7 protein-coding genes are annotated in these 15,879 nt (G+C 73.1%); 6 read left to right on the top strand and 1 reads right to left on the bottom strand.

Translation table 11 applies throughout. The features are described 5' to 3' along the window. Window positions 1-146: 146 nt before the first annotated feature. Both ACZ6EM_RS11475 and ACZ6EM_RS11470 read left to right on the top strand, forming a co-directional pair. Entirely contained in the window at window positions 147-2,042 is a 1,896-nt protein-coding gene (locus tag ACZ6EM_RS11475; RefSeq protein ID WP_465772278.1) for an ABC transporter ATP-binding protein, read from the top strand. Next, window positions 2,039-3,886, top strand: coding sequence for an ABC transporter ATP-binding protein (locus tag ACZ6EM_RS11470; protein ID WP_380538180.1), 1,848 nt, complete (start codon window positions 2,039-2,041; stop codon window positions 3,884-3,886). The genes ACZ6EM_RS11475 and ACZ6EM_RS11470 overlap by 4 nt, the downstream gene beginning before the upstream one ends. 167 nt (window positions 3,887-4,053) lie before the next feature. Here the strand turns inward: ACZ6EM_RS11470 and glgP are convergent, their stop codons facing one another. Beyond that, window positions 4,054-6,732 (bottom strand): alpha-glucan family phosphorylase, encoded by a 2,679-nt coding sequence (gene glgP / locus ACZ6EM_RS11465; RefSeq protein ID WP_380538182.1) that lies wholly within the window; start codon window positions 6,730-6,732, stop codon window positions 4,054-4,056. Window positions 6,733-7,847: 1,115 nt separating this feature from the next. Here glgP and ACZ6EM_RS11460 point away from each other — a divergent pair. The 4 genes from ACZ6EM_RS11460 to glgB all read left to right on the top strand — a co-directional run bounded on the left by ACZ6EM_RS11460 (window position 7,848) and on the right by glgB (window position 15,766). Then, a complete protein-coding gene (locus ACZ6EM_RS11460; protein ID WP_401043217.1) occupies window positions 7,848-9,803 on the top strand; it encodes an alpha-1,4-glucan--maltose-1-phosphate maltosyltransferase in 1,956 nt (651 codons plus the stop codon). Further along, window positions 9,800-11,524: a maltose alpha-D-glucosyltransferase gene (gene treS / locus ACZ6EM_RS11455; RefSeq protein ID WP_380348689.1), complete on the top strand. Its 1,725-nt coding sequence runs from the start codon at window positions 9,800-9,802 to the stop codon at window positions 11,522-11,524. The genes ACZ6EM_RS11460 and treS overlap by 4 nt, the downstream gene beginning before the upstream one ends. A 251-nt stretch (window positions 11,525-11,775) precedes the next feature. After that, window positions 11,776-13,266 carry a maltokinase N-terminal cap-like domain-containing protein gene (locus ACZ6EM_RS11450; RefSeq protein WP_359901409.1) on the top strand — a complete coding sequence of 497 codons (1,491 nt, stop codon included), beginning with the start codon at window positions 11,776-11,778 and terminating at the stop codon, window positions 13,264-13,266. A 61-nt stretch (window positions 13,267-13,327) separates the two neighbouring features. After that, window positions 13,328-15,766, top strand: coding sequence for a 1,4-alpha-glucan branching protein GlgB (gene glgB / locus ACZ6EM_RS11445; protein ID WP_465772277.1), 2,439 nt, complete (start codon window positions 13,328-13,330; stop codon window positions 15,764-15,766). The last annotated feature ends 113 nt before the right edge of the window (window positions 15,767-15,879 follow it).

The following is a 15,879-nucleotide window of genomic DNA, read 5'->3' as shown; positions in this document are numbered from 1 at the left end:
GCACTCCTGTCCGCACGAACGGCTATGCGCGCCCCGTCCTTTCGCGCCCGCCCCGGCCGTTCAGGTGGCCGGTTCTCGGCGGGCCGCACCGACAGGGGCGAAAAACCGGATGAGAAGTGACGGGCTCTGTGCCTACCCTCACCGCGATGGCCGAGAACAGGCAGGACCACGACAACCCGCCCCAGGGAAGCCCCCGAACCGACGGCCCCGGGGAGCCGGGCAGAACCGACGAACCCGACGGAACCGGCCGGACCGGGCCCGGGCCGCGATACTCCGCGGTCCGCTCCCTGCTGCGCCTGTGGCCGTACGCCCGTGCCGTCCGCGGCCGGCTGGCCGTCTCGGTGACGGCCGCGACGCTCGCCATGCTGAGCACCCTCGCCGTCCCGGTGGTCCTCGGCCGGATCGTGGACGGCCCGCTCGCCGAGCGCGACCTCGCCGGCCTCTGGCCCCTGGTCGGCCTGCTGCTGATCCTCGGCCTGGTCGAGTCGGCGCTGTTCTACACCCGCCGGGTGGTGCTGGCCCGCCCGCTGGCCGGGCTGGAGACGGCGATGCGCGGGGACCTCTTCGCCAAGCTCCAGCGGCTGCCGGTCTCCTTCCACGACCGCTGGGGCTCCGGCCAGTTGCTCTCCCGGGCCACCGCCGACATGTACACCATGCGGCTGTTCCTGGCCTTCCCGCTGGTCTTCCTGATCGTCAACTCGGTGATGTTCCTGGCCGGCACGGTGCTGATGTTCACCCAGGACTGGCGGCTCGCCCTGATCGCCCTGATCCCGGTCGTCCCGCTGTTCGTGGTCACCCGGCGGTTCGAGACCGGCTACTCCGGCGCCACCCGGCGCGCCCAGGACCAGAACGGGGACCTCGCCACCGTGGTCGAGGAGTCCGTCCTCGGCATCCGCATCCTCAAGGCCTTCGGCCGCCACCGCTCGATGGCCGAGCGCTTCCGCGCCCAGTCCCAGGAGCTGCGCCGCACCGAGCTGCGCAAGGCGCACCTGCTCGCCAACCTGTGGGCGGTCACCGTCGGACTGCCGGAGATCGCGCTGGGCTGCGCCCTCGCCGTCGGCGCCTACCTGGTGGCGAACGACGGCCTGAGCGCCGGCACCCTGGTCGCCTTCCTCTCCACCGCGCTCGCGCTGCGCTGGCCCGTCGAGTCGCTCGGCTGGCTGCTCGCCTACGGCAACGACGCGGCCACCGCCACCGACCGCTTCTTCGAAGTGATGGACGAGCCGGAGACCCCGGACCCGGGCACCGCCGCCGAACTCGCCGCCGCGGACGGCATCCGCTTCACCGGCGTCCGCTTCCGCTACCCCGACGCCCCCGGGGACAGCCCCGACCTGCTGGCCGGCATCGACCTGCACGTCCGCAGCGGCGAGACGATGGCCCTGGTCGGCGCCACCGGCAGCGGCAAGACCACGCTCACCGCCCTGCTCCCCCGGCTGTACGACGCCACCGCCGGCACCATCACGCTGGACGGCCGGGACGTCCGCGAGCTGCCCCGGCAGCGGCTGCGCGAACTCGTCGCGGTCGCCTTCGAGGAGCCCACCCTGTTCTCCGCCACCGTCCGGGAGAACGTCCTGATGGGCGCCCCGGGCGCCGGCGAGGAGCAGCTGCGCACCGCCCTCGCCACCGCCCAGGCCGGCTTCGTCGAGAAGCTCCCGCAGGGCCCGGACACCGAGGTCGGCGAGCAGGGGCTGAGCCTGTCCGGCGGCCAGCGCCAGCGCCTCGCGCTGGCCCGCGCGGTGGTCGGCGACCCGGCCTTCCTGGTGCTGGACGACCCGCTCTCCGCCCTGGACGTGCACACCGAGGCCCTGGTCGAGCGGGCGCTGCGCGAGGTCCTCGGCACCACCACCGCCCTGGTGGTCGCCCACCGCCCCAGCACCGTGCTGCTCGCCGACCGGGTCGCGGTGCTGGCGGACGGCCGGATCGCGGCCGTCGGCACCCACCAGGAGCTGCTGCGCGACTGCGCGCACTACCGAGAACTGATGTCGGGCGAGGCCGCCCCGGTGCCGGAGGGCTCCCTCGCGTCGAATGGAGGGCGCGCATGACCACCACCGCCGAACCCGTCCGGACCGGGCCCGCCGAGCCGGCCGAGGAGGAGCTGCCCGCACCTCCCGCCGACGAGGAGGACATCCCCGTCCCACCGGGTGCTCCCCGGGCGCTGCTGCGCTCGCTGCTCGGCCCGCACCGGGCCCGGATCACCATCGCGATGGTGATCATCCTGGTCCAGCAGGCCGCGCTCCAGACCGGACCGCTGCTGGTCGCGGTGGCGATGGACCGCGGCATCCCGGCACTGCGCGAGCACGACTCCGGCCCGCTGATCGCGGTGGTCGCGGCCTACCTGTTCTGCGCGCTGCTCAGCCCGGTGCTGCAGTGGGCGTTCATCAAGATCAGCGCCCGGGTCAACCAGGACATCGTGCTGGAGCTGCGCGGCCGGATCTTCCGGCACGCCCAGCGGCTCAGCCTGGACTTCCACGAGCGCTACACCTCGGGCCGGATCATCTCCCGCGCCACCAGCGACATCGACGCGCTGCGCGAGCTGCTCTCCGAGGGTCTGCAGGAGCTGCTGACGGTCTTCCTGTCGGTCTGCTACATCTCGGTGCTGCTGCTGGTGCTGGACTGGCGGCTCGGCCTGGTCTCGCTGGCGGCCTTCCTGCCGCTGGCCCTGATCGCCCGCTCCTTCCGCCGCCGCTCGCGCCGGGTCTACCGGCGCTCGCGCACCTCGGCGGCCTCGCTGATCGTCCGCTTCACCGAGACCATGAACGGCATCCGTCCGGTGCAGGCCTTCCGCCGCGAGAAGGCCAACGACGCGGCCTTCGCCGTGGTCAACCAGCAGTCCGCCACCGCGACGGCGGACGGCCTGCTGGAGATCGCCCGCTACGTCGGCCTCTCCCGCGCCACCGCCAACCTGTGGACCACCGGCGTGGTGCTGCTCGGCGCCTACCTGGTCGTGGACGACGCCCTGGAGCTGGGCGTGCTCACCGCCTTCGCGCTCTACCTGCGCCGGCTCTTCGACCCGATCGACCAGCTGGCGATGTTCCTGAACAGCTACCAGTCGGCCGCCGCCGCCCTGGAGAAGATCTCCGGCCTGCTCGCCCACGAGCCGACCGTCGCCGAGCCGGCCGAGCCCGTCGAGCTGCCCCGGGCCGACGGCAAGGGCCGGGCGGTGGCCTTCGAAGGCACCCGCTTCGCCTACCGGACCGGCAAGGAGGTGCTGCCGCCCTTCGACCTGTCGATCCCGGCCGGGCAGACGGTGGCGGTGGTCGGCGCGACCGGCGCGGGCAAGTCGACGGTCGCCAAGCTGCTGGCCCGCTTCTACGACCCGACCGACGGCCGGATCCGGCTGGACGGCGTGGAGCTGCGCGACCTGGCCACCCCCGAGCTGCGGCGCGGGGTGGTGATGGTCACCCAGGAGTCCTTCCTGTTCTCCGGCACCGTCGCCGAGAACATCGCGATCGGCCGCCCCGGCGCCACCCGCGCGGAGGTCGAGCAGGCCGCCCGCGACATCGGCGCGTACGAGTTCATCGCCGCCCTGCCGGACGGCTTCGACACCGACGTGCGCAAGCGCGGCGGCCGGATCTCGGCCGGCCAGCGCCAGCTGGTGGCCTTCGCCCGCGCCCTGCTGGCCGACCCGGCGGTGCTGATCCTGGACGAGGCGACCAGCTCGCTGGACGTCCCCGGGGAGCAGGCCGTGCAGCGGGCGATGCGCACCGTGCTGGCCGGCCGGACGGCGGTGATCATCGCCCACCGGCTCTCCACCGTGGAGATCGCCGACCGTGTCCTGGTGATGGACCAGGGCCGGATCGTGGAAGATGGCTCCCCACAGGAGCTGATCGACGGCTCCGGCCGTTTCGCCGCCCTCCACCGGGCCTGGCGGGACAGCCTGGTCTAGGGTCCGGCTCCGGGCCCCCATGAATGTGCCCGACCGGGTGCGCCGTCACGCACCCGGCCGGGCCTCCCCACTTCCCGACCGGACGTACGGGCCCGGCCGCGGCCGTGGTTCACGGCCCCGCGGGCGGCTGCCGTCCTCCCCGGGACGCACGGCAGCCGCCCGCGGGGTCAGCGCAGCAGTCCGGCGTCCATCCCGGCCGACTCGGCCGGCAGGGCGACCAGCCCCAGCTCGGCCGGCGAGGCCAGCCGGGGGTGCGCGGGCAGCACCCGGACGGTGTAGCCGAACGGGCCGGTCCGGCACAGCTCCAACGAACCCTCGTAGCGGGTGCGGCCGTCCAGGTCCGGCCCGCCGACCGGCTTGAGGGCGAGCAGGCAGGCGTCCGAGATCCGGTCCCGTTCGTCCACCCGGCCGGAGACCGCCTGCACCTCGACGTCGCCCGGTTCCAGCGTCCCGAGCGCGACCTGCACCCGCAGCGCCAGCGAGCTGCCCAGCTCCTGCGCCTCGGCCGGGCAGTCCGCCTCGACGTGCTCGACCCGGACGGCCGGCCACGCCTCCCGGACCTTCGCCTTCCAGACCGCCAGCTCGCGCGCGCCCGTGAACCGCCCGGTCGCGTGCTGCCCCGCCAGCTCCCGCTGGGCCTGCGCCGCCGGGGCGTACAGCCGTTCGACGTACTCCCGGACCATCCGCCCGGCCAGCACCTTGGGCCCGAGGGTGACCAGGGTGTGCCGGACCATGGCGATCCACTGCTGCGGCAGCCCGTCGGCGTCCCGGTCGTAGAACCGGGCGGCGACCTGGTTCTCGATCAGGTCGTAGAGCGCGGCCGCCTCGATGTCGTCGCGCCGCTCGGCCTCGCCGCTGTCCGGGTCGAGCGCCCCGCCGCTCTCGTCGGCGGTGGGGATCGCCCAGCCGTTGCGGCCGTCGAACCACTCGTCCCACCAGCCGTCCAGGACGGACAGGTTGAGGCAGCCGTTGAGCGCGGCCTTCATCCCGGAGGTGCCGCAGGCCTCCAGCGGGCGCAGCGGGTTGTTCAGCCAGACGTCGCAGCCCGGGTAGAGGCGCTGGGCCATCGCCATGTCGTAGTCCGGCAGGAAGACGATCCGGTGCCGCACCGCCGGATCGTCGGCGAAGGCGACCATCTGCTGGATCAGCCGCTTGCCGCCGTCGTCGGCCGGGTGGGCCTTGCCGGCGACGACGATCTGCACCGGCCGGGTGGGGTGCAGCAGCAGTCCGCGCAGCCGCTCCGGGTCGCGCAGCATCAGGGTGAGCCGCTTGTACGAGGGCACCCGGCGGGCGAAGCCGATGGTGAGCACGTCGGGGTCGAGCACCGAGGAGACCCAGCCGAGCTCGGCCGCGCCGGCCCCGCGCCGGCGCCAGGAGGCGTGCAGCCGGCGGCGGGCCTCCTCCACCAGCTGGGCCCGCAGGGTGCGCCGCAGCTCCCAGACCTCGGTGTTGCCGATGCGTTCCAGTCCGCTCCAGCGCCGGGTCTCGCCGGTGGTCATCGCCTCCTCGGCGCGCTCGGCGCCGAGTTCGGCGGCGCCGAGCCGGACCACCGCCGGGTCGATCCAGGTGGCGGCGTGCACGCCGTTGGTGACCGAGGTGATCGGCACCTCCGCGGGGTCGAAGCCGGGCCACAGGCCGTTGAACATCGAGCGGCTGACCTCGCCGTGCAGGGTGGAGACCCCGTTGGCGCGCTGGGCGAGCCGCAGGCCCATGGCGGCCATGTTGAAGAGCTTCGGGTCCCCGTCGGGCCAGCTCTCGGCGCCGAGCGCGAGCACCTGGTCGACCGGTACGCCCGGCAGCGTGGCGTCGCCGCCGAAGTGGCGGGCGACCAGCTCGCGGTCGAAGCGGTCGATGCCGGCCGGGACGGGCGTGTGGGTGGTGAAGAGGGTGCCGGCCCGGACGGCCTCCAGGGCGGCGGCGAAGTCGAGGCCGGCCCGGCCGTCGGCGATCAGTTCGCGGATGCGTTCGACGCCGAGGAAACCGGCGTGGCCCTCGTTGGTGTGGAAGACGTCGGGGGCGGGGTGCCCGGTGAGCCGGCAGTACGTGCGCACCGCCCGGACGCCGCCGATGCCGAGCAGCATCTCCTGGAGCAGCCGGTGCTCGCTGCCGCCGCCGTACAGCCGGTCGGTGACGTCCCGCTCGGCGGGCGAGTTGGCCTCGATGTCGGAGTCGAGCAGCAGCAGCGGGACCCGCCCGACCTGGGCCTTCCAGATGTGGGCGGCCAGGGTGCGGCCGCCGGGCAGGGCGAGGTCGACCCGGCCGGGGGTGCCGTCGGCCTCCCGCAGCAGGCTGACCGCGAGTTCGTCCGGATCGAGCAGCGGATAGCGCTCCTGCTGCCAGCCGTCCCGGCTCAGGGACTGCCGGAAGTAGCCGTGCCGGTAGAACAGGCCGACGCCGACGACCGGCACGCCGAGGTCGCTGGCGGCCTTGAGGTGGTCGCCGGCCAGGATGCCGAGTCCGCCGGAGTACTGGGGCAGCGCGGCGGCGATGCCGTACTCGGGCGAGAAGTAGGCGATCGCGGCGGGCAGCGGGGCGGCGTCGGACTGCTGCCGGTTCTGGTACCAGCGGGGGCCGGTGAGGTACTCGCGCAGGTCGTCGGCGAGGTCGCCGAGTCTGCGCAGGAAGCGCCGGTCCGTGGCGAGTGCGGCCAGTCGGGCGGCCGGGACCTCCCCGAGCAGCCGTACCGGGTCCTCGCCGGTCGCGGCCCAGACCTCCGGGTCCACGGACCGGAAGAGGTCCCTGGTCTCGGGGTGCCAGGACCAGCGCAGGTTGAGGGCCAGCTCGTGCAACGGCTGGAGTTGTTCGGGCAGGACGGTGCGGACGGTGAATCTGCGGATTGCCTTCACGGCGTGAAGCGTAGCCTCGGCGGTCGGTCCGACAGTGCGTCAAGTGGGCTATTGGGCATCCGTTCGGGCTATTGATGAGATCGCATTCGGCGCATTGGTCTGCACGAGGGGCGCGCGCGGCGCACATTTCGGAGGCCCGCGCTACCAATACGTGAACTCTTCGGTACGACTCCATTTCCGGGGGCCCGTCCACCCGGGAGAAGGCCCGAAACTACTGTCGTACCGCTGCAAAAACCTTGTCGCCGGTGCGAGGATGACCGAAGGTCGTTGGTGCTGTGGGGAGTGCGACGACGGGTGGCGTCCCCCGCGAAGCAGCACGTCCGAATCCTTTTCGTGTTGGCCGTTCCCGTCCTTCTTAGCCCATTCGGCGCTCACCGCGCACGGACGCGTGTCCTGACGCCCGGCCCGCTCGTTCACGGGTGGACCGGGTCGGCCGGGGCGTGGCCCGCGCAGGCGTGCGCCGGGACGCACACGGGCTCCGGGGCGTCCCACCACCGGCTCGGCGGGCGCCGGGCAGGTTGCCGGGAACAGCGGCGCGGGCAGGCTCCGGTGGCACGTCCTCCCCACCCAGCAGTCCTCCGGTACTCCCCCGGCCCGACCCCGGCCCGCGGGGAGCTGCCGCCGATCTCGGGCAGGAGCTTGGCATGCACGGCGACACGCGGGACCAGTCCACACCGGTGGCCGAAGGCCTCGACGCAGCGGTCGCGGAATCCGCCGGACGGATGGATTCTGACACTCGGACAGATCCGGCGATGCCGGCGCCGAGGGCGTCCGGGGCGGGCGGTGGCGGATCCTCCGAAGCCCAGCCCCCCGCGGCACAGCCCTCCGCGACCCGACACCCCGGGAGCGAGGAGGACCGGACCGCGACGCCCCGCCGGCGCACCACCACGCGCCGCAGCACCGCCACCGCGTCGGCCACCACCCCGAAGGCCGGCACCGGGGCCGATCCCGCGCCGCGCCGCCGGACGGCCGGCGCCAAGGCGCCCGCCGAACCGGCGACCGCCCGCCGGACCGCGGCCGAACCCGCCGGGAGGACCGTCGGCAAGGCCGCCGCCAAGCCCTCCACCAAGCCCTCCACCAAGCCCTCCGCCCGCAAGACGACAGAGAGCGACACCGTGATCGGCCGCATCCCCGTCCTGGACGTCAGTCCCCTCGTCGACGCCGGCCGCCGCCCGGCCAAGGCCGTCGTCGGCGAGACCTTCCCGGTCACCGCGACCGTCTTCCGCGAGGGCCACGACGCCGTCAACGCCAACGTGGTGCTGCGCGACCCGCGCGGCCGCAGCGGCCCGTGGACGCCGATGCGCGAACTGGCCGAGGGCACCGACCGCTGGGGCGCGTACGTCACCCCGACCGCGCCCGGGCGCTGGTCGTACCTGGTGGAGGCGTGGAGCGACCCGGTCGCCACCTGGCGCAAGACCGCCGCGGTGAAGCTGCCCGCCGGGATCGACACCGCGCTGGTCCTGGAGGAGGGCGCCCGGCTGCTGGAACGGGCCGCCGCCGGGGTGCCCAAGAAGGAGGGCCGCGCCGACCTGCTGGCCGCCGCCGACGCGCTGCGCGACCCGACCATGCCGCCGCTGTCCCGGCTGGCCGCCGCGCTCGCCCCCGAGGTGCTCGACGTGCTGGTCCGCCACCCGCTGCGCGAGCTGCTCAGCGCCTCCCGCCCGCTGCCGCTCCAGGTGGACCGCGAGCGCGCGCTGTTCGGCTCCTGGTACGAGTTCTTCCCCCGCTCGGAGGGCGCCGTGGTGGACCCGACCGGCGTCGAGCCGCCGCGCCCGGGCAACCTGCGCACCGCCGCCGAGCGGCTGCCGGCCGTCGCCGCGATGGGCTTCGACGTGGTCTACCTGCCGCCGGTCCACCCGATCGGCCGAGCCTTCCGCAAGGGCCCGGACAACACCCTGACGGCCGGCCCGCACGACGTCGGCTCGCCCTGGGCGATCGGCTCCCCCGAGGGCGGCCACGACGCGGTCCACCCGGACCTCGGCACCATCGAGGACTTCGACCACTTCGTCACCGAGGCCCGGGCGCTGCACCTGGAGGTGGCGCTGGACTTCGCCCTCCAGTGCTCCCCCGACCACCCCTGGGTGAACAAGCACCCGGAATGGTTCAGCCATCGCGCGGACGGCACCATCGCGTACGCCGAGAATCCGCCGAAGAAGTACCAGGACATCTTTCCGGTCAACTTCGACCAGGACATGGACGGAATCGTCAAGGAAACCATCCGGATCCTCCGGTTCTGGATGTCCCACGGCATCCGGATCTTCCGGGTCGACAACCCGCACACCAAACCGGTGGCGTTCTGGGAGAAGGTGCTCGCCGACGTCGCCCGGACCGACCCCGACGTCGTGTTCCTGGCGGAGGCCTTCACCCGCCCGGCGATGATGCACACCCTGGCGAAGATCGGATTCCACCAGTCGTACACGTACTTCACCTGGCGCACCACCAAACCGGAACTCACCGAGTACCTCACCGAACTCACCGGTGACGCCGCCGCCTACATGCGGCCCAACTTCTTCACCAACACCCCGGACATCCTGCACGCGTACCTCCAGCACGGCGGCCGGGCCGCCTTCGCGGTCCGCGCGGTGCTCGCCGCCACCCTCTCCCCCAGCTACGGCGTCTACGCCGGCTACGAGCTGTACGAGGACGAGCCGGCCCACCCGGGCTCCGAGGAGTACCTGCACTCGGAGAAGTACGAACTGCGCCCGCGCGACTGGAGCCGCACCGACACCCTGGCCCCGCTGCTGACCGTGCTGAACCGGCTGCGCCGCCGCCACCCCGCCCTCCAGCAGCTGCGCGACCTGCGCTTCCACCCCACCGACAACGACCAGGTGCTCGCCTACTCCAAGACCGCGACCACCCCCGAGGGGCTCACCGACCAGGTCATCACCGTGGTGAACCTCGACCCGCACCACGTCCAGGAGGCCACCGTCACGCTGGACGGCGACGGCCCGTACGCGGTGCACGACGAGCTCACCGGCGCCGTCTTCACCTGGGGCCGGCACAACTACGTCCGGCTCGATCCCTCAGCCGAGCCGGCTCACCTCCTCACGGTTCGGAGGAACCCAGCGTGACAGTGAACGAGCCCGTCCCCGACACCTTCCCCGAGACCTCGAAGAAGACGCTCGACCCCGACTGGTTCAAGCGTGCGGTCTTCTACGAGGTGCTGGTGCGGTCCTTCCAGGACAGCAACGGCGACGGGGTCGGGGACCTCAAGGGGCTCACGGCCAAGCTCGACTACCTCCAGTGGCTCGGGATCGACTGCCTCTGGCTCCCCCCGTTCTTCGCCTCGCCCCTGCGCGACGGCGGGTACGACGTGTCCGACTACACCTCGGTGCTGCCGGAGTTCGGCGACCTCGCCGACTTCATGGAGTTCGTCGACGCCGCCCACGCCCGCGGCATGCGCATCGTCATCGACTTCGTCATGAACCACACCAGCGACCAGCACCCGTGGTTCCAGGCCTCCCGGACGGACCCGGACGGGCCGTACGGCGACTTCTACATGTGGGCCGACGACGACAAGCAGTACCCGGACGCCCGGATCATCTTCGTCGACACCGAGACGTCCAACTGGACCTACGACCCCGTCCGCAAGCAGTACTTCTGGCACCGCTTCTTCTCGCACCAGCCGGATCTCAACTACGACAACCCCCGGGTCCAGGACGAGATGATCGCCGGGCTGCGGTTCTGGCTCGACCTCGGCATCGACGGCTTCCGGCTGGACGCGGTGCCGTACCTGTTCGCCCGCGAGGGCACCAACTGCGAGAACCTGCCGGAGACCCACGAGTTCCTCCAACGGGTCCGCAAGGAGATCGACGCCAACTACCCGGACACCGTGCTGCTCGCCGAGGCGAACCAGTGGCCGGAGGACGTCGTCGACTACTTCGGCGACTTCGCCTCCGGCGGCGACGAGTGCCACATGGCGTTCCACTTCCCGGTGATGCCTCGGATCTTCATGGCGGTGCGCCGGGAGTCCCGCTACCCGGTGTCGGAGATCCTCGCCAAGACCCCGCAGATCCCCGGCGGCTGCCAGTGGGGCATCTTCCTGCGCAACCACGACGAGCTGACCCTGGAGATGGTCACCGACGAGGAGCGCGACTACATGTACGCGGAGTACGCCAAGGATCCGCGGATGCGCGCCAACGTGGGCATCCGCCGCAGGCTCGCCCCGCTGCTGGAGAACGACCGCAACCAGATCGAGCTGTTCACCGCCCTGCTGCTCTCCCTGCCCGGCTCCCCGGTGCTCTACTACGGGGACGAGATCGGCATGGGCGACAACATCTGGCTCGGCGACCGGGACGGCGTGCGCACCCCGATGCAGTGGACCCCGGACCGCAACGCGGGTTTCTCCTCCGCCGACCCGGGCAGGCTCAGTCTGCCGCCCATCATGGACCCGGTGTACGGCTACCAGGTGACCAACGTCGAGGCGCAGCAAAGCAGTTCGAGTTCGCTGCTGCACTGGACGCGTCGCATGATCGAGATCCGCAAGCTCAATCCGGCGTTCGGCCTCGGCGGCTACGCCGAACTGCCCTCCAGCAACCCCGCCGTACTGGCCTTCGTGCGCGAGCACGAGGGGGACCTGGTCATGTGCGTGAACAACTTCTCGCGGTTCGCGCAGCCGACCGAGCTGGACCTGCGGCAGTACGGCGGGCGGTATCCGGTCGAGCTGATCGGCGGGGTGCGCTTCCCGTCGATCGGCGAGTGGCCCTACCTGCTCACCCTGGCCGGGCACGGCTTCTACTGGTTCCAGCTCCGGCAGCCCCCGCGCCTGAGCGGGACCAGGCGATCGAAGTAACGATCCGCCGCACGCCGCACACCAGCGTGAACAGCACCATCAGACCCTCCGGGGGCGCGAGTTGAACCCCCGCGCCCCCGGAGTTCTCTGCACCACCGCGTACGGAGAACAGCCCAACGGCCACCCACACGAAGGCGTGACACCCGAGCCGTGCTCGCGTGCCGCGACCGCCGCGCCGCCGCAATCCGGAAGACTGACGGACCCGGCCACGACCCGTCGGGCAGTCCGCGTGCTTCCGGGGAAAGGGAGCCATGTCCGAAACCTCCCGTTCTCAAGCCCACCTCCAGGACGGCGCCCCCGCCGGTTCCGCCGCCGCGGCGGGCACCCGGGGCGCCGGGGTCCGGAGAACCGCCCTGGGCGTCAGCGAACTCGTCCAGGCGGCCCTGCCGCTGATCGCGGCGTGGCTGCCCACCCAGCGCTGGTACGCCGGCAAGGGGCGGCCCATCACCGGCCTCACCCCGGTGGTCGGCACCCCGCTGCAGGTCGGCGACCCGGCCCTGCTCCACCTGTTGCTACGGGTCGAGCACGCCACCACGGCCGGCGCCCCGCACGGCGACATCTACCAACTGCTGCTCGGCATCCGCTCCGGCGGGCTCGGGGACATCGGGCCCGGCGCCGTACTCGGCCGGCTCAGCCAGGGCCCGTACGACGGCGCGACCCTCTACGACGCGGTGCACGACCCGGAACTCACCGGGCGGCTGCTGGAACACCTGGCCACCGGCGACCGCTTCGGCGCGCTCTCCTTCCGCCGCACCCCCGGCTCGGGGCTGCCCGCCAACCTCCCCGGCCGCGCCTCCACCGCCGAGCAGTCCAACAGCTCGGTCATCTACGGCACCTCGTACATCCTCAAGCTGTTCCGCCGCATCCACCCCGGCACCAACCCCGACCTCGAACTCTCGCTCGCGCTCTCCCGGGCCGGGTCCACCCGCATCCCCCGGGTCGCCGCCTGGTTCGAGAGCCGGATGGAGCGCGCCGAGCCCGCCACCCTCGGGCTGCTGCAGCGCTACCTGCCGGACGCCGAGGACGGCTGGGAACTGGCCCTCGACCAGGTCGGCCGGCTCAAGGGCGACCGGTCCCCGGGCAACTTCGCCATCGAGGCGCACCGGCTCGGCCGGGCCACCGCCGAGGTGCACCGGGTGCTGGCCCGCTCGATGCCGGTCGCCCGGCTCGACCGCACCCAGACCGGACGCCTGGCCGGCGCGATGGCCGACCGGCTGGACAGCGCCGTGGCCGCCGTCCCCGGGCTGCTGCGCTTCCGGGCCGCGCTGCGCGCCGCCTTCCAGCAGCTCGCCGACGCCCACCCGGACGGCCTGCCGGTCCAGCGCATCCACGGCGACCTGCACCTCGGACAGGCGATGCGCACCCCGCACGGCTGGGTGCTGCTGGACTTCGAGGGCGAGCCGGCCAAGTCGGTCAACGAGCGCCGCGAGCCGCAGCCGGCCCTGCGCGACGTCGCCGCGATGCTGCGCTCCTTCGACTACGCGGCCGCCCACCTGCTGGCCGGCGGCCCGGTCGACCCGGAGCTGGCCCACCTGGCCGCTGCCTGGGCCCAGCGCAACCGCACCGCCTACTGCGCCGGCTACACCGCCGGCGGCGGCGCCGACCCGGCCGCCTCGCCGGAGCTGATGCGCGCGCTGGAGATCGACAAGGCGGTGTACGAGGTGGTGTACGAGGCCCGGCACCGGCCGAGCTGGCTGCCGATCCCGCTGGCCGCGATCAACCGGCTGGCCCTGTCCGTCTGACCCCCCGCTTCCCGTACCGCCCGCAGGAGTTCGCCCACCCCCGTCGCAGGAGGACCCCGCCGTGACGCCGATCGACCCGACCGGCCGCCCCACCCGCACCGTACCGGCCACCTTCCTGGCCGGACCGCTCCCAGCCGAAGGGCGGGCGGCCGAAGGGCGCGCCGGCCACGACCGCGAAGCGCGCCGGGCGACCGAGGAGGAGGACGCCGGGACCGCCTCCGAGCCTCCACCCTCGCCCCGGCCCGCCCCCCGGCCCGCCGCCGGAGAACCCCGGGAGGCCGGACGCCCGGCCCCCGCCGGGGCGCTGCGGCTGCCCGAGGCACCGTTGCCGCCGTCCGAGGTGGACCGGCTGGTCGGCGGGCAGCACCACGACCCGCACGCCCTGCTCGGCGCACACCCGGTGCTCGGCGGCACGGCGATCCGGGTGCTGCGCCCGTTCGCCGAACGGGTGGTCGTGGAGACCACCCAGGGCCCGGCCGAACTCACCCACCAGCAGGGCGGACTGTTCACCGGCCTGGTGGCCGGCGGCGATCCGCCGGACTACACCCTGCTGGTGACGTACCCCGACGGCGAGCCGCTGCGCCAGCACGACGGCTACCGCACCCCGCCCACCCTCGGCGAACTCGACCTGCACCTGATCTCCGAGGGCCGGCACGAACAGCTGTGGCGGGCGCTCGGCTCGCACGTGCGCACCGTCGACGGGGTGGCCGGCACCGCCTTCGCGGTCTGGGCGCCGAACGCCGCCGGGGTGCGGCTGATCGGCGACTTCAACCACTGGAACGGCACCGGGCACCCGATGCGCTCGCTCGGCTCGTCCGGGATCTGGGAGCTGTTCGTCCCCGGCCTGGCCGAGGGCGCCACCTACAAGTACGAGGTGCACACCCGGCAGGGCTGGGTGCTGGACAAGGCCGACCCGCTCGCCCGGGCCGCCCAGTGCCCGCCCGGCACCGCCTCGGTGGTCACCTCCTCCGACCACACGTGGCAGGACGGCGAGTGGATGGCCCGCAGGGCCCGCTCGGCGCACCACCGGGCACCGATGTCGGTGTACGAGCTGCACCTGCCGTCCTGGCGCCCGGACCTCACCACCTACCGCGCCATCGCCGAGGAACTGCCGCGCTACCTCCAGGAGTTGAACTTCACCCACGTGGAGTTCATGCCGGTGATGGAGCACCCCTTCGGCGGCTCCTGGGGCTACCAGGTGTCCGGCTACTACGCCCCCACCGCCCGGCTCGGCGGCCCCGACGACTTCCGCCACCTGGTGGACACCCTGCACCGGCACGGCATCGGCGTGATCGTCGACTGGGTGCCCGCGCACTTCCCCAAGGACGACTTCGCGCTCGCCCGCTTCGACGGCGAGCCGCTGTACGAGCCGGCCGACCCGCTGCGCGCCGAGCACCCGGACTGGGGGACGCTGGAGTTCGACTACGGCCGCAAGGAGGTGCGCAACTTCCTGGTCGCCAACGCGGTGTACTGGTGCGAGGAGTTCCACATCGACGGCCTGCGGGTGGACGCCGTCGCCTCGATGCTCTACCTCGACTACTCCCGCGAGGGCGGCGACTGGACGCCCAACCAGTACGGCGGCCGGGAGAACCTCGACGCGGCCTCCTTCCTCCAGGAGATGAACGCCACCGTCTACCGCCGCTGCCCGGGCGTGATCACCGTCGCCGAGGAGTCCACCGCCTGGGACGGGGTCACCCGGCCCACCGACGCCGGCGGCCTCGGCTTCGGGCTGAAGTGGAACATGGGCTGGATGCACGACTCGCTGGTCTACATCTCCAAGGAGCCGGTGCACCGCAAGTACCACCACAACGAGATCACCTTCTCGATGGTGTACGCCTACTCGGAGAACTACGTCCTGCCGATCTCCCACGACGAGGTGGTGCACGGCAAGCAGGCGCTGGTCTCCAAGATGCCCGGCGACTGGTGGCAGCAACGCGCCAACCACCGCGCCTACCTCGGCTTCATGTGGTCCCACCCGGGCAAGCAACTGCTGTTCATGGGGCAGGAGTTCGCCCAGGGCGCGGAGTGGGACCACGAGCAGGGCCCGCAGTGGTGGGTGCTCGACGAGCAGTGGCCGGCCCACCGGGACCACCTCGGGGTGCGCCGGCTGGTCGGCGACCTCAACCGGTGCTACCTCGACACCCCGGCACTGTGGGAGCTGGACACCGTCCCGGACGGCTTCCGCTGGCTCGACGGCGGCGCCGCCGAGGACAACCTGCTCTCCTTCGTCCGGTACGCGGCCGACGGCTCGCCGCTGGTCGCGGTCTGCAACTTCTCGCCGGTCGTCCGGCACGGGCACCGGGTCGGCCTGCCCCGGCTGGCGGGCCGCGAGCAGCTCTGGGAGGAGGCACTGAACACCGACGCCGAGGAGTACGGCGGCAGCGGCGTCGGCAACTCCCACCCGGTCAAGGCCGAGCCGGTGGAGTGGGACGGCCAGCCGCGCTCCGCCGAACTGGTCCTCCCCCCGCTCTCCACCGTCTGGCTCCGCCCCGCCCGCTGAGCGCCGCTCGGCCGGGGGCCGCGCACGACGAGGCCCCGGGTGCCCGCCCCACCGGGCGGGCACCCGGGAGGGACCTCCGCCCCTTGCCCGAACCCCGCCGTTCTGCTCGCGGA

Source organism: Kitasatospora sp. NPDC041917 (genome assembly GCF_055589745.1).
Note: the sequence above shows the minus strand (reverse complement) of the source record. Positions and strands in the feature narration are given on the sequence as shown.

Bases quoted from the DNA above. Each gene is read 5' to 3' on its own strand.
- ACZ6EM_RS11470 (WP_380538180.1), top strand. From the start codon at position 2,039: ATGACCACCACCGCCGAACCCGTCCGGACCGGGCCCGCCGAGCCGGCC.
- ACZ6EM_RS11450 (WP_359901409.1), top strand. From the start codon at position 11,776: ATGTCCGAAACCTCCCGTTCTCAAGCCCACCTCCAGGACGGCGCCCCC.
- ACZ6EM_RS11475 (WP_465772278.1), top strand. From the start codon at position 147: ATGGCCGAGAACAGGCAGGACCACGACAACCCGCCCCAGGGAAGCCCC.